The sequence below is a fragment of the Streptomyces sp. NPDC052052 genome, from assembly GCF_040680455.1.
Classification (GTDB): domain Bacteria; phylum Actinomycetota; class Actinomycetes; order Streptomycetales; family Streptomycetaceae; genus Streptomyces.
In genome coordinates this window covers 151940-165639 of the sequence record NZ_JBFAWU010000008.1, presented here as the reverse complement: position 1 = coordinate 165639, position 13700 = coordinate 151940, and the positions used below count along the sequence as shown (strand labels likewise).

General features: G+C 71.4%; 10 protein-coding genes and 1 pseudogene. 6 read left to right on the top strand and 5 right to left on the bottom strand.

The annotated features are described in order from the left end of the window. Positions 1-66: 66 nt before the first annotated feature. Positions 67-345: an acyl carrier protein gene (locus AB0L71_RS12255; protein WP_365241315.1), complete on the top strand. Its 279-nt coding sequence runs from the start codon at positions 67-69 to the stop codon at positions 343-345. Beyond that, positions 342-1565, top strand: coding sequence for a beta-ketoacyl-[acyl-carrier-protein] synthase family protein (locus tag AB0L71_RS12250; RefSeq protein WP_365241312.1), 1224 nt, complete (start codon positions 342-344; stop codon positions 1563-1565). Before AB0L71_RS12255 ends, AB0L71_RS12250 begins: the two co-directional genes overlap by 4 nt. A gap of 171 nt (positions 1566-1736) precedes the next feature. Here AB0L71_RS12250 and AB0L71_RS12245 read toward each other — a convergent pair whose 3' ends face one another. Together AB0L71_RS12245 and AB0L71_RS12240 are read right to left on the bottom strand one after the other, a co-directional pair. Then, positions 1737-5813, bottom strand: coding sequence for a carboxypeptidase regulatory-like domain-containing protein (locus AB0L71_RS12245; RefSeq protein WP_365241309.1), 4077 nt, complete (start codon positions 5811-5813; stop codon positions 1737-1739). A gap of 1145 nt (positions 5814-6958) precedes the next feature. Then, a pseudogene (locus AB0L71_RS12240) lies at positions 6959-7276 on the bottom strand (PRC-barrel domain-containing protein); the annotation flags it as partial. Positions 7277-7729: 453 nt separating this feature from the next. On the opposite strand from AB0L71_RS12240, the gene AB0L71_RS12235 reads away from it, so the two are divergent. Together AB0L71_RS12235 and AB0L71_RS12230 are read left to right on the top strand one after the other, a co-directional pair. Further along, entirely contained in the window at positions 7730-8317 is a 588-nt protein-coding gene (locus tag AB0L71_RS12235; RefSeq protein WP_365241307.1) for an adenosylcobinamide amidohydrolase, read from the top strand. 56 nt (positions 8318-8373) lie between these two features. Beyond that, positions 8374-9279 (top strand): NAD(P)-dependent oxidoreductase, encoded by a 906-nt coding sequence (locus AB0L71_RS12230; protein WP_365241305.1) that lies wholly within the window; start codon positions 8374-8376, stop codon positions 9277-9279. Positions 9280-9346: 67 nt separating this feature from the next. Here AB0L71_RS12230 and AB0L71_RS12225 read toward each other — a convergent pair whose 3' ends face one another. From AB0L71_RS12225 to AB0L71_RS12215, 3 genes are all read right to left on the bottom strand, one after another. Continuing rightward, on the bottom strand, positions 9347-10615 hold the full coding sequence (locus AB0L71_RS12225) for a sulfite oxidase (protein WP_365241303.1): 1269 nt from the start codon (positions 10613-10615) through the stop codon (positions 9347-9349). A gap of 155 nt (positions 10616-10770) precedes the next feature. Then, on the bottom strand, positions 10771-10860 hold the full coding sequence (locus AB0L71_RS12220) for a putative leader peptide (RefSeq protein ID WP_365241300.1): 90 nt from the start codon (positions 10858-10860) through the stop codon (positions 10771-10773). A gap of 292 nt (positions 10861-11152) precedes the next feature. Beyond that, on the bottom strand, positions 11153-12061 hold the full coding sequence (locus AB0L71_RS12215; protein ID WP_365241297.1) for a SigB/SigF/SigG family RNA polymerase sigma factor: 909 nt from the start codon (positions 12059-12061) through the stop codon (positions 11153-11155). Between the two features lie 593 nt (positions 12062-12654). On the opposite strand from AB0L71_RS12215, the gene AB0L71_RS12210 reads away from it, so the two are divergent. Then, positions 12655-12822: a hypothetical protein gene (locus AB0L71_RS12210; RefSeq protein WP_365241295.1), complete on the top strand. Its 168-nt coding sequence runs from the start codon at positions 12655-12657 to the stop codon at positions 12820-12822. After that, positions 12819-13595 (top strand): GNAT family N-acetyltransferase, encoded by a 777-nt coding sequence (locus AB0L71_RS12205; protein WP_365241293.1) that lies wholly within the window; start codon positions 12819-12821, stop codon positions 13593-13595. The genes AB0L71_RS12210 and AB0L71_RS12205 overlap by 4 nt, the downstream gene beginning before the upstream one ends. The last annotated feature ends 105 nt before the right edge of the window (positions 13596-13700 follow it).

Sequence of the window (13700 nt, the reverse complement as noted above, 5' to 3'; positions counted from 1 at the left end):
TGATTCGGCGTCGGAACGATGCCCCGCCGTCTCGGACCAGCAGTGCCGAACGAAAAGAGGAAACTCATGAGTGCGATCCATCCCAAGATCACCGAGGTGCTGACCCACACCTTCAAAGTGCCCGCTGCCGAGATCCACCCGGACTCCACGATGGACAGCCTGGAGATGGACTCCCTGGCCGTGGCCGAGTTCGCCGTCCTCATCAGGGAGTCGACGGGAGGCCGGGGGGACTTCGACCGGCTTCCCAAGGAGGCCACCCTGACCGACATCACACGATTCATCGACGCGGCAGTGGGCGGCAGGGTGTCGGCGGACGGCCGCGCATCGATGAGCCCCACGCGATGAGAAGGCCCGCCGTTGCCGTGACCGGCCTGGGAATGATCACCCCGGTCGGCAACGACACCGAATCCACCTGGCGGGGGGTGTGCGCCGGAGTGTCGCCGGCGCGTACGGTCGCGTCGCTCGAAGGGTGCGCGGTCGACTTCGCCTGCACGGTCGACGGCATCGATCTGGACGCGGCGATCGGTGGCCGGACGTCCTTCCGGATGGGGAAGCACGTCAAGTTCGCCGTGCTCGCCGCCCGTGAGGCGGTCGCCGACGCCGGACTCGATCCCGCGCGGTGGGAGGGCAGCAGGGTCGCTGTCGTCGTCGGAACGAGCAGCGGAGGTTCTGCCGCGCTCACCGAACAGGCCGTCGTACTCGACCGGCAGGGACCGGAGGCCACCTCGCCGGTCGGCATCCTGCTCACGATCCCGAACATGCCCGCGGCCGAGATCGCCATCCGGCTGCGCGCCACCGGGCCCAGCCTGGCGCCGTGCACCGCCTGCTCGTCCGGGGCCACCGCCCTGTCCGTCGCCCGCGATCTGCTGGTCACCGGACAGTGCGACATCGCGATCGCCGGAGCCACCGAGTCGATCGTCCACCGGGTCGCCATGACCGGATTCGCCCGGTCCGGAGCTGCGGCCCCGGCCGAGGGCGAACCGGCGGGACGGTGCCGGCCCTTCGCGGCCGACCGCGCCGGCCTGGTCATGGGCGAGGGTGCCGCCGTCATGGTGCTGGAACGGACGGACGACGCCGCCGACCGCGGCGCCGCCCCCCGGGCCCTGCTCGCGGGCGCGGGTGCCACCACCGACGCGCACCACCCCACCAGCCCGCACCCCTCCGGGGCGGTCGCCCAGGCCGCCGTCGAGGCCGCTCTGCGCGACGCGGGCTGGGTCGCCGGGGACATCGACCATGTCAACGCACACGGCACGGCGACACCGGTCAACGACGCCATGGAGGCCGCTCTCATCGAGCGGGTCTATCCGCACCGGCCGCCCGTCACGGCCCCCAAGGGCGTCCTGGGGCACTGCATGGGTGCGGCAGGAGCGATCGAGGCCGGACTGACCGTTCTGACGCTCCAACGCGGAGTCGTTCCGCCGATCGCCAACCTGGCTGCCCCGGCACCCGGGTTCGACATCAACTGCGTCACCGAGCAACCGCTGCGGCAGCCCGTCCGGCGTGCTGTCAGCCACTCCTTCGGCTTCGGTGGACACAACGCCGTGATCGCTCTTCAGCGTCCGTAGGACCAGGAGAGTGGTGCGGCGGAAGCGTGTCCGGGCGAGCCCGGTCCGCCGGAGGTGCCGGACCCGCCGCACACGCGGCGGGTCCGGCACCCGACAGCCTCTCCGGACAGGACGACTCGTGCCGCGCCAGGCAACGTTTGCGCGACGGGCCAAACGTTGCCTGTTGCGGCACTAGACCTTCTTGAGTGTGAAGTCGGTGGTCACCGTCTCCTTCCTGACGACCTTGACGGTGGTCACCGTCGGTGCGTACCCGTCCTTGGCGGCGATCACGGTCAGCGGGTTGTTGCGGACATCGAGCCAGAGGGCGTAGTGGCCGTCCTTGTCGGTGATCAGGGTGTACGAGTTCGCCCACGAGTCGATCTGGACGGTGGCCCCCTTCAGCGGTGCCGTGCTGCCGTCGGCGGCCTTCCCGAGCACCGTGCCGGTGATCTTGCCCCAGGTCTTCGGCGGGGCCACCGTCATGGTGACGGGGACTGCCGCCACCGCGTACGGGGTGTTGGTGGCGATGCCGATCCGGGCGGTGAACTCACCCGGCTGGGTGACCTCGTCCACCGAGGCGTCGACCGACACGGCGACCGAGACGGTGGCACCCGGAGCGATGGTGAACTGCGAGGAGTCCAACGACAGCCAGCTGACACCCGAGTCGCCGGTCTGGTCGTAGCCGGAGAGCAGTTCGACCGTGGTGATCGGGTTGGCGTTGCCGGTCGCGCCGCCGACCTTGTAGAAGCCCGGGGCGCCGCCGCCGCGGTAGCTCGCGACCGTGGCGTTGGGCAGGGTGGACCAGGTCCCGGCTTCCGGATCGAAGGCGTAGCCCGCATTGGTGAGAGCGTTGCCGCTGATGCCGGAGGACACCAGCAGCAGGCCGTTGGCCGCGGTGGAGGCGGAGCCCCACAGCGCCTTCGGCATGTCCGGCAGGGCCGACCAGGAGTCGGCGGTCGGGTCGTAGACGTACGCGGACTTGAGTTCGCCGTCGTCGGTGACACCGCCGGAGCAGTACAGCAGTCCGCCGATGGCGCCGCAGGCCTCCCAGGCGACCTGTACGGGGTAACTCGCCGCTGTGGACCAGGAGTTGTCCGCCGGGTCGTAGACCTTCACCGAGGCGGCGCCGCAGACGCTGGCGGTGCAGCCGCCGACGACGTACAGCTTGCCGTCCAGGACCGCGGATCCCGAGCCCGCCAGCGGAGTCGGCGAGGAGGCGCCGGTCGTCCAGGAGTCGGAGGCCGGGTCGTAGATCTCCAGCTTGGCGTCCGGGCTGCCACTGGCGCCCCAGCCGCCGACGGCGTACAGCTTGCCGTCGATGAAGCCGTGCGCCGGGGCCTCCCGGGTGTCGGCCGCGTCGGCCAGCCTGGTCCAGCCGGTCTCGGCCTCGTAGGAGTACAGCGACTTGATGTCGTCCGAACCGTCGTAGCCGAACGCGGAGTAGAGCTTGCCGTTGTCGGCGGCGACCGCGTTGTCCTCGATGGTGGCGGGCAGATCGGCCACGGTCTCCCAGGCGTCGCCCGCCGCGGCGGGCCGGGCCGTGGCGTCTCCCGTCGCACCGGTGCGGCTCTTCGCCGACAGGGGTGAGTAGTCACCCTTCTCGCTGATCAGCGGTGCACCCGAGACCGCCTGGGTGAAGCCGCCGGCCTTCTCGGACAGGGCGACGGTGGCGTCGGCGCCACCGGTGTTCTTGATCGTGAGCGTCTTGGTCGCCGAACCGCCCCAGGCGACCGAGGGGTTGACCGAGGAAGGAGTGACCTTCAGACGCCCGGCCTTGAGGGCGAAGTTCTTCTGGACGGTGGAGTCGGCGGCGAAGGCCACGGACTTGGCGACCGCGGTGTACTTGGACATGGCGGCGGTCACGGTCTGCTTGCCGACCGGCGCGAAGGCCCAGTAGAAGCCCTCGCCGAGGGCCGGGTCGTCCGGGGTGGCGGCCGAGGTGGTGCTCACGGCACCGGTGCCGGTACCGGTGAGGGTGGCCCCGCTGATGCCGTCGCCGGTGTTGGCGTCGGTGACCTGGCCCACGACCAGACCGCCGGGGACGGTCGTCACACTGCGGGCGCCGATGAGGACGTCGTCGACCTGCCACCACCAGCCGTACTTGCCGGTGAAGTGGAACCGCACTCTCACATCGGACTCTCCCGCGTAGTCGGTCAGCGGGATCGTGATCCTGGAACCGGTCGTGGTGGTGGTGTGCGAGGAGACCACGGTCCAGGTGGTGCCGCCGTCCGAGCTCACCTCGACCTTGGCGGTCTGGGTGGAGTAGGGCTTGTAGGTGGTCCGGTAGCTGAGCTCCGGCAGGTCCGTGTCCGAGAAGTCGTACGACGGGCTGGTCAGCGTGGAGTCCTGGGTCTTGCCGCTGCCCGTCTTGTCGCTGTCCACGATGGCGAAGGCGCCGGTGCCGCCGGTGGTGTTCTTCCGGTTGCCTGGGTCGTCGAACACCCAGCCGCCGGTGGTGCCGGTGGCGTTGTCGACGGTCCATCCCTCGGGGGCCGAGGTGGTGGAGTCGAAGGGCTCGGTGGTGCCGTCGTCCACGGCTGTGTACCCGGCCGCGGTACCCGCCCAGGCGTCCACCGGCAGGCTCACATCGGCGGAGACCGCCGAGTCGCCCACGGTGATGTCCTTGGTGGCGCTCTGGTAGCCCGGGTAGTTGGCGGTGACCTTCAGGGTGTAGGTCTTGCCGGCCGGAAGATCCACCGAGTAGGTGCCGTTGACCGGGTCGGTCTCGAGCGGCGCGCCGGGCACCCCGGCCACGGCGATCTCGGCGTACAGCGGCCAGCCGTGCCCGGAGCCGTCGGTGACCCTGCCGGAGACCGTCCGGGTCGGCACCGCGGTGAGTGCGAAGCTCTGGGTCACCGAGCCCCCGTCGGTGATCTCGACGCCGGAGAGGGTGGCCGTGGTGTACCCGTAGGCGTCGACCGTCAGGTCGTAGGTGCCGGCCGCCAGGGTCAGCGTGTAGCTGCCGTCCGTCCCGGACCTGGCCTTGGAGTCGCCCGCGGTGATCTCCGCGCCGACGACCGGATCACCGGTGGCGCTGTCGGTGACGGTGCCGCTCAGTACGCCGTGCGGACCGTTGCGGAAGGCCTCGACGCCGTTCGGGGTGCCGAGGCCGGTCGGACCGTCCCAGCCGTCACCCGCCGTGCACAGAACGGCCGGGGTGCAGGAGCCGTTGTTGCCGTCGACGACGTCGTTGAGACCGCTGCCGTCGGCCGCGTACGGGTAGGCGGCGGGGTAGGTGCCGGCGGTTGGTGTTCCGGCCACGGCGTAGACACCGGCGATGATCGGCGAGGAGGCGCTGGTGCCGCCGTAGACGGCCCAGCCGTCACCGCCGTAGGTCTGATAGACGGAGACACCGGTCAACGGGTCGGCGACCGCGGAGACATCGGAGACCGCGCGCATGTCGCAGCCGGTACCGGAGTTCTGCTGCCAGGTCGGCCTGGGTTCGTAGAGTGAGCAGCCCGAACCCGGCCCGCCGTAGCTGTTGTGCCAGACCGACTCGGACCAGCCGCGACTGGTGGAGGAGTCCTGGGCCAGCGCGGTGCCGCCCACTGAGGTCACGTACTGCGATGCCGCGGGGTAGGCGACACCGTAGGCGTCGTCGCCCGATGAGGCGACCACGGCGACACCCGGGTGGTTGTAGTGGGCGTCGAAGTCGGTGGTCTCCGACGGGTCCTCACCGCTGCCGGGGGTGCTGGTGTAGCCCGTGCCGTACGAGTTGGAGATGTACTTGGCGCCCTGTGCGACCGCTTGGTCGACGGAGGCGCCGATGTCCTCGAAGCTCGCGGAGTCGGCCTCCACCAGGACGATGTCGGCGTACGGGGCAGCCGCCGAGACCATGTCCAGGTCGAGCGAGATCTCACCGGCCCAGCCGCTGTTGGGCGCCGGGTAGTCCGTCCCGCCCCTCTGGTCCACCTTCTTGAAGCAGCCGTTGGCCGTGGTGCAGGCAGGAAGGCCGTACTGGGCCCGGTAGACCGCCAGGTCCTCCTCGGCGGTGGGGTCGTCGTAGGCGTCGACGATGGCGATCGTCTGGCCCGCGCCGCCGTCGGCCGGCAGGTTGTAGGCGTCCTGGAGCGCCGTGGCGCCCCAGCCGCTCGGGGTGGTGGCGCTGGGCTGGACGCCCTCGGTCGGGGTCACATCGGTGCGGCGCAGGGCGAAGCAGCTCACCTCACCGGGGCCGGGCTCGGCGCAGGAGGCCTCGACGGACGGCTTGGCGGTGGACTCGGAGGCCGCGGCGGGCGCCGCGTTCGCCGCCGGTGCGGTGAGCCCCATGAGGGCGATGGCCGAGGCGCCGACAAGGGCGGTGAGCCCGGACCGGACCGATCTTCTGCGTCTGGCAGCCGGTCTGGAAAATCCGGTGACTGTCAATTGCGTGTCTCCCATGTGATGCACGGGTCGACCACACGCTTTTCAGGTCGACGGCGAATGGTGTTCGCCGTTCATCAATTGGTCGGTATATGGGAGACGCCTGTCAATGACGTTGCTGTTGACACTTTATTTCGTGCTGTATCAAAAGCAGGCATGTAGGAATGAGGCGGGAGGAAAGCGGCAGCCGGTGGAAGACATGGATGAGGCGATCTGTGGCCCTTTTGTGGAATGCAGGCGAAATTATGCGGTATTGCAGGGGGTGTCGGATGCTTCCGGTGCTCGGGGTGATGGCCAGGCCGGAGGTGTCACTGCCGACCGTCCGCTCCTCGGGTCCAGGCCGGATCGCGTCCGCTTGGCCTGCATCGATCCCTCTCGCCTCCCGCGTCCATCGGCGACGGGCCGGCCGTTCGCCACGGACAGAACATGATCGAGGAGCGGTGGAGGGTCGCCCTGGAATGGGGTGTGAAATCGGCCGGTCGGAGAGGGGTGGGCCCCCCTTCGGGGCGTGTGAAGTAATCGCTGCCAGTGCTTTTCTGTGAACCCGGGGGTTGTCGGGTGGCGGGTTTCGGACTTTTATTGGTGTCCGAAGCGCGGCAGGGGCTTTTTTCTGCTGGGGAGGTCGAGGGCATTTATGGATCTTCTGTGGTGGGGGTGCGGAGCGGCTCATCGATGGCAAAAGAAATTAAAAATGCGTCCGTATTTCTTGATCGGGGTTTGTTCGTGGCGATCCGGTGGAAAATGCGGGCAGGGGGCCGACCGGAGTCGCGATGCGGCGGAAACCCGTCACGGCTCCCGGCACGGCAGAGCTCGGCTGCCACAGCTCCCGGCTGTCCGGTCCCACGGTTTCCTCGTCGATCGGATGCCGTGGGCCCGTTCGCGGTCGTCCGGGTCCCTGCTCGGCTGGGCCGTGATCGCTCTGTGCGGACCGGTGATGACGTCGAACGCCCCTGGGGACGGACCGGACCCCACGGGAGTGCCCCGCGTTCCTGGCGGGTGCGCGGGGACGGGGCAGCCCTTCAGCAGGCCGGTGGGTCCGAGGGCCGGGTGCCCGACAGGCCGTAGTGGCGGAGCAGCTCCTCCTTCTCCGCCACGGACAGATGCGCGTCCGCGTCCACCCGGGGGGCTCCCCTGACGCGCTCCTTCGTGTGGGCGACACGCAGACCGGATTCCTCTCGGCGGGCCCCGGCGAGGGGCACGAAGCTCTCCGTCAGGCCGAACAGGCCGGTCCTCACCGTGATCCAGTCAGGGCAACCGGTGTCGTCGTCGACGTAGACGCGGCCCACGCTGCCGATCTTCTCGCCCACGGTGTCGTACACCGTCAGGCCGTCGAGTTCTGCGGAGTCCGTGAACCCGTCGGCGGTTCCCATGACCGAACCCTCCTCGCCCGGGCGCGTCCTGCGGCCGGTTCCTCCGGCCGGGCGCGTTCGAGACCCATCGCGCCTCATCCGCGGGGGCGCCGCAACCGGCCCTCGGTCGAGGCCGGCCGCCGCCTGCCCGGCGGGCGCCCGGGGGACAGCGCTGCGCGCACCGTGCCCGCATCTGGTCCGCCCGGGTGACGGAGGAAGGCGCGTGACCGGATCGCCGGGGACGGGACCTGCCCCGGCGGTGCGCACCACGACCGGCCCTCCGGTACGTCTGCGCCCCGCACCGCACCCGGGACAGCCCGTGATTCCCCGGCGCATATCATCGAGGGCCGACCGTCCACCGTCGTCCTGTCGCGCCACCGGGGGTGCCCCATCCGTTCCGTACGCGTCCGCCTGCCCGAACAGCGCGGCGAACTCCTGACCCGGCACGAGGACGGGCTGGACCTGCACCATCTCGTGTGGCGGCTCGGACCGGGATGGCGGGTGTGCAGCAGCGCCGTACTCGGCGGAGGCATCGGCCCGCGCGAGTGGATCCTCAACGCCCAAGTGCCCGGCGGCTATCCGCGTATGGACCCCGACCGGCACCTCGCCGCGATCGCCGCCGCGGAACACCTCACCGGACCCGGCGCAGGGCTGATGACCGCCGCCGATGTCACCGCGTACACCACCGCGACCGACGAAGGCGTGACCGCGACCGCCACCTGCGGACTCGGCGTACGCGGCTGGGCCGCGGCCCCTGCCGAGGACACCGAGACACCACCGCGTCCGGGAACGGTCAACATCGTCGTCACCCTGCCGGTGCCGCTCTCCGACGCCGCATTCGTCAACGCGGTCGCCACGGCGACCGAGGCCAAGGTCCAGGCCCTGCTGGACGCGGGGCTCGACTGCTCCGGCACCCCCACCGACGCCGTCTGTGTCGCCGCCCCGTCCCCGGGGTCCGCCGCCCCCGGCGAACCCTTTGCGGGGCCGCGCTCCCCCTGGGGCGCGCGACTCGCCAGGGCCGTGCACGCTGCCGTCCTCGAGGGCGCGTTGCGGCAATTCTGAGAACTCACCGCGCGCCGCGAGCCGACCGGGGCGCCGCCGACGAAGGGAGTTCCCTCATGACCTCAAGCGCTGCCGACGCCACCCCACCAGAGCCGACCGTCGCCGTCCTCGGTACCGGAATCATGGGATCCGGAATGGCCCGGAATCTGCTGAGGGCGGGACTCCCCGTCCGGGTCTGGAACCGGACACAGGCCAAGGCGGCCCCGCTCGCCGCCGACGGTGCCACGGTCGCCGGGACGCCGGAGGAAGCCGACGGCGCCGACGTCATCATCACCATGCTCAACGACGGCCCCACCGTCGCCGCCGTACTGACCGACGCCGCGCCGGGGCTGCGCGCCGGCCAGGTGCTCCTGCAGAGCTCGACCGTCGGGATCGATGCCACCACCGATCTGGCCCGGCGTGCGGGGGAAGCGGGCCTGGTCTATCTCGACGCGCCGGTCCTCGGCACCAAACAGCCCGCGGAACAGGGCACGTTGACCGTCTTCGTGTCCGGCCCCGCCACCGCCCGCGCAACGGTGAACCCGGTCCTGGACGCGATCGGGCAGCGCACCGTCTGGGTCGCGGAGACCCCCGGCACGGCCTCCCGGCTGAAACTCGTCGCCAACACCTGGGTGGTCACCCTGGTCAGCAACATCGCGGAATGCCTCAATCTCGCCGAGGGGCTGAGGATCGATCCGCAGATGTTCCTGGATGCCATGAAGGGCGGACCGCTGGACTCCGCCTACCTCCAGGGCAAGTCCGCCGCCCTTCTCTCCGGCGACCTCACCCCGAGCTTCACCGTGACCAACGCGCTCAAGGACAGCCAACTCATCCTGGACGCGGCCCGGACGTCGGGAGTGCGGCTGGACCTGGTCGCCGCGGCGGCCGAGCGATTCTCGCGTGCCGAGGAGGCGGGGCACGGGGCCGAGGACATGATCGCCACCTACTTCGCGGGCCGCGCCCCCGAGCAGGACGGCGGCTGAGCACCGCGTCCCCCGGCCGCCAGGTGCCGGAGCGGTCCGCTCCGGCACCACCGCGCCCCGTGACGCCTCAGACGACCTGCACCTCGTGCCGCACCACGGCATCGAACAGATAGCCCTGCGTGTTGTGGACGGCGACCTCCGGCTGAGTACGGCCCGCCCGGTCCGTCGCCCGCGCCAGCAGGACGGCCGGCCCCCGGTCCCTCGGCCGCCACTCGGTCGACCAGCGGACCCAACTGCCGCTCCGCGGCTCGTCGTGCAGCCGCACGGGCCGCCACCCGGCGCCCCCGTCCGTGCTGACCTCGACCCTGCGCACGGGGCTCCCGCCCGACCATGACCGTCCCGTCAGCACATGGCGCCGCCGCACGCGGAACGATGCGCCGGGTGCCACCTCGAACGCGCTCTTCAACGTCTGCTCGGCCAACGGGGCGCTGCCCTCCGGAGGATAGGCGGGACCGAACAGCCGGTAGAGACCGGTGTTCCACGGAGAGAGGAGGGGCTGTGCGCTCACCTCGATGTCGCCCACCCACTTGATGTTCGCGATGCCGACCCAGGACGGCACGATCAGCCGCACCGGGAAGCCGTGGTCGGGTGGCAGCGGCTCGCCGTTCATCTCGTAGGCGAGCAGCACGTCGTCCAGCGCCTTGGCCACCGGGAGAGGTCTGCGCACCCGGCCCAGATTGATCCCGTTGCTGATCACCTCGCCGTCCAGGCCTCGCGGCAGCACATCCACCGCGTCCCTGCCGATGCCCGCCCGCCGCAGCACGTCGGCGAGCCGGACCCCGCGCCAGCGAGCGGTGCCGATCGCGCCCAGGGTCCAGGCGGTGCCACTGACCTGCTGATTCTGCTGTGTCGTGTAGAAACTGCGGGCGTTTCCCGCACACTCGACGAACGCGGTACGGGTGACCGGAGGAAGTGCCCGCAGTTCGTCGTAGCCGAACTCCACCGCCGGGCCCCTCAGCCCGTCACCCCAGACGGTCAGCCTCCAGTCCGCCGCGTCGAGGCGCGGGGTGACGGTGTGATTGCGTACGAAGAAGCGGTCGGCCGGAGTCAGCAGCCCGGTGCCGCGCAGCGCCGCGAAGTTCGTCTCGGCGTTGGTGCCGCGCACCGTGAACACCTCGGGCGGCAGCGGTTTCACGATCCCCGGGGCGGGCGAGGTGGCCGAGGGCACCGCCTGCGCGGGACCGGCGATTCCGGCCGCCGACCCGGCGGCCGCCGCGGCCGCCACCAGTCTCAGCAGATCACGGCGTTCGATGCCGGCGGACCGTGCGGCACCCCGGGACCACTGGCGCAGCCGCGTCGCGTCGTAGGCGGACTCGGACGGTGGAACGGATCCCATGGACATCTCCAGGCGACGAGGTTCGCGGCACTTCGCGGGGTGCGGGCGGGTCCGGCTGACGGGCAGGGAGGCGCGGCGGCGGTGAGGGGGATGCGAGCGCGACGCGGCGGGCGTCGCGGGAGCCGTGCGCCGTGGCAGCGCCGGTACGGCTCGGCTCAGCGGAGCCGACCGCGGCGACACGCGGCGGACGCGAGGCGTCCCAGATCGACATGACGTCGCGAGACGAGAGCCGGGGTCGTGGGCATGGGGGTGAGCGTGGCAGCGGCACGGGAGGGCGTCAACCGCTCGTGGGTGCGGCTGTCCGGCGCCTCGTACGGGCTCGGACATCGGGCACGTGCCCGGCCGGAAACCTCCCCGCAGCGGATGTGACCTGCGCGGACGCATCGGCCGCACGGCGGCTCCGGAGCGGGGGACCGGCGGCCGCCGACGTTCCGGGCAGGGCGACGGAGTTCATGCGACCGTAACGGAGGAGCGCGATCACGAGCGGGTGGACGAGACGTCGCCCGGTGCGTCGGCCGAGGACCCCGTCCGCCCGGATCATTCCTCGACGAGCATCCCGCTGCGGAGCTTGCGGACGATCCTGCTGAGCAGGCGCGACACGTGCATCTGCGAGATGCCCAGTTCCACACCGATCTGGGACTGGGTCAGCTCATGACCGAAGCGCAGGTCGACGATGCGGCGTTCACGGTCGTCGAGTCCGCCCAGCAGGGGTGCGAGCGCCTGCAGGTTCTCGACCGCCTCCATGGCAGGGTCGGGTTCACCCAGGACGTCCGCGAAGGTGCGCCTCGGCGTGTTCCTCCGGCCCGCGTCCGTCGGATCGGCCGGCATGTCCAGCGAACCCGCCGTGTATCCGTTCGCCGCCACGATGCCCTCGGAGACCTCGTTCGTGCTGAGGCCCAGCTGTTCGGCCAGTTCCGCGAGGGTGGGATCGCGGTCGAGCCGGGTGGCCAGGGACTCCTTCGCCCTGGCGATGCCGACCCGCAACTCCTGGAGCCGGCGCGGGACATGCACGGCCCAGCTGGTGTCGCGGAAGAACCGCTTGATCTCGCCGGTGATGTACGGCACGGCGAAGGTGGTGAACTCGACCTCGCGGGAGACGTCGAAGCGGTCGATGGCCTTGATCAGCCCGATGGTGCCGACCTGGACGATGTCCTCCACGTCCCCGCCGGCGCGGTTGCGGAACCGGCCCGCGGCGAACCGGACGAGGGAGAGGTTCATCTCGATGAGCGTGTTGCGCGCGTACTGATGGGCGGGGGTTCCCTCCTCCAGGGTCTGGAGGCGGTCGAAGAACAGCCGGGACAGCTCACGCGCGTCCGGCGGGCTGACCTTCCCCGCCTCCTCGATCCACGGCAGGTCCCCGGTGTCACCGACGGCCTCCCCTGCAGGCGTCGACCGTGCGCTCTCCGCTCGCTCCGTCCCGGCGGTCCGCGCCGTGTGCGCCGTCATCTCGTCACACTCCCCTGCTCGTAGGTGAGGTGTATGCGCCTGCCCCCGGAGGAAGTCCTCATGCGCGGGAGCAGGAAGCCGATCGGATGACGTCCTGTCGACGCCGCTCACCGCCCCGCTCGGGCATCGGTATTCGGGCGGACGCCGACGCCGGACAGCAAACCGCCCCACCGGTACGGGGGAGCCCGGTGGGGCGGTCGTCTCCAGAGTGCCACACCGGACGGCACAGCGGGACCGGCGGGGGCACCTGCAGCGGTGGTTGACTCGAAGACGCGGTACGGCGTCCAGGACGCGGACATCCGACAGCGAACGGTCGCGCGGCGATCCGGACCGCCGGATCGGGTGTCTCCCCGGCGTACTCGCCCCCGGCCCCGCCCGCGTGCCGGGCTCAGAAGGGCCGCCCGCCCCGCCCGTGCTCCTCGTGTCGCATCATGGTTGGCGGATGCCTACGCGGTCGGCCCGGGGAATACCCGAACGGGCAAGGGCCTTCACGCTGTTGGGACGAGCGGAGACCGCCCGGCCGCCGGTGCGAGGGTGTCGCACGCAGGCGCGCGGCACCGAAGCCCCGCCGCGATCGAGGAGAGAGGGAGCCCATGCCCCAGACGTACATGTTCACCCGCACCGGCGGACCGGAGGTGGAGGGGCTCGTCGAGCAGGACATGCCGGTGCTCACGGACCCCGCCCACCTCGTCAGCGCCGGAGGCAGGCCCCTGGCGGTGGAACTCGGCGGGGCGGCCACCGCGATCGAGGCGGGCGCATGAGCGCGCCCCAGAGCATGACCGGTGACGCGCATCCGCTGGACAGCCCGGTCCGCGCGGCGCTGACGGGTCCGCACGCACACTTCGCCGAGCGTCGCGGCCGCGTCCTGCGCTATCAGGCGGACGTGACCCCCTGGGCAGCGCTCCCGGATGCGCCGGAGGCCGGGGACTGGGCCGACGTCGCGGCCCTCACCGGACCCGGTGGCGCGGTTGCCCTCCTGTCCTTCCGAGCGGCGCCACCGGACGACTGGGAGATCACCTTCCGGGCCGAGGGCGTCCAGCTCGTCGGCACCGGCGTCGACGCGGCCCCGTTCCCCGAGGCCGTCCGGCTCGGTCCGGCCGACGTGCCCGAGATGCTCGACCTGGTCGCCCGTACCCGCCCGGGACCCTTCCTGCCCCGTACGGTCGAGCTCGGCACCTACTTCGGCGTCCGGCGCGAGGGAGCGCTCGTCGCGATGGCGGGTGAACGCCTGCACCCACCCGGCTGGAGCGAGATCAGCGGTGTCTGCACGGACGAGTCGGTGCGCGGTCAGGGGCTCGGCAGCGGGCTCATCCGCGCCGTCGCCCACGAGATCAGGCAGCGGGGCGAGACGCCGTTCCTGCACGCCACCGCCTCCAACACCCAGGCCGTCCGGCTCTACGAGTCGCTGGGATTCGAGCTCCGCCGCCCGACGTCCTTCCTCGTGGCGCTCGTGCCGCACCAGCCGTCGAGGGGCCGGCGGGGGACCGGTGTCGTGTCCCGCGACGGGGAGGCCGGCGCGGCAGTCGTGCGCTGAACGGGGGCGCCGCGGGGCCTCGGCCCGGGGCTTCCGGGCCGAGGCCCAGCGCCGTTCTCCGCTCCGGACCTTCGACGCCGCGCGAGAGGTCGTGAGGCGCCCCCG

Bases quoted from the DNA above. Each gene is read 5' to 3' on its own strand.
- AB0L71_RS12255 (WP_365241315.1), top strand. From the start codon at position 67: ATGAGTGCGATCCATCCCAAGATCACCGAGGTGCTGACCCACACCTTC.
- AB0L71_RS12250 (WP_365241312.1), top strand. From the start codon at position 342: ATGAGAAGGCCCGCCGTTGCCGTGACCGGCCTGGGAATGATCACCCCG.
- AB0L71_RS12245 (WP_365241309.1), bottom strand. From the start codon at position 5,813: ATGGGGCTCACCGCACCGGCGGCGAACGCGGCGCCCGCCGCGGCCTCC.
- AB0L71_RS12230 (WP_365241305.1), top strand. From the start codon at position 8,374: ATGACCTCAAGCGCTGCCGACGCCACCCCACCAGAGCCGACCGTCGCC.
- AB0L71_RS12225 (WP_365241303.1), bottom strand. From the start codon at position 10,615: ATGGGATCCGTTCCACCGTCCGAGTCCGCCTACGACGCGACGCGGCTG.
- AB0L71_RS12220 (WP_365241300.1), bottom strand. From the start codon at position 10,860: ATGCCCACGACCCCGGCTCTCGTCTCGCGACGTCATGTCGATCTGGGA.
- AB0L71_RS12215 (WP_365241297.1), bottom strand. From the start codon at position 12,061: ATGACGGCGCACACGGCGCGGACCGCCGGGACGGAGCGAGCGGAGAGC.
- AB0L71_RS12210 (WP_365241295.1), top strand. From the start codon at position 12,655: ATGCCCCAGACGTACATGTTCACCCGCACCGGCGGACCGGAGGTGGAG.
- AB0L71_RS12205 (WP_365241293.1), top strand. From the start codon at position 12,819: ATGAGCGCGCCCCAGAGCATGACCGGTGACGCGCATCCGCTGGACAGC.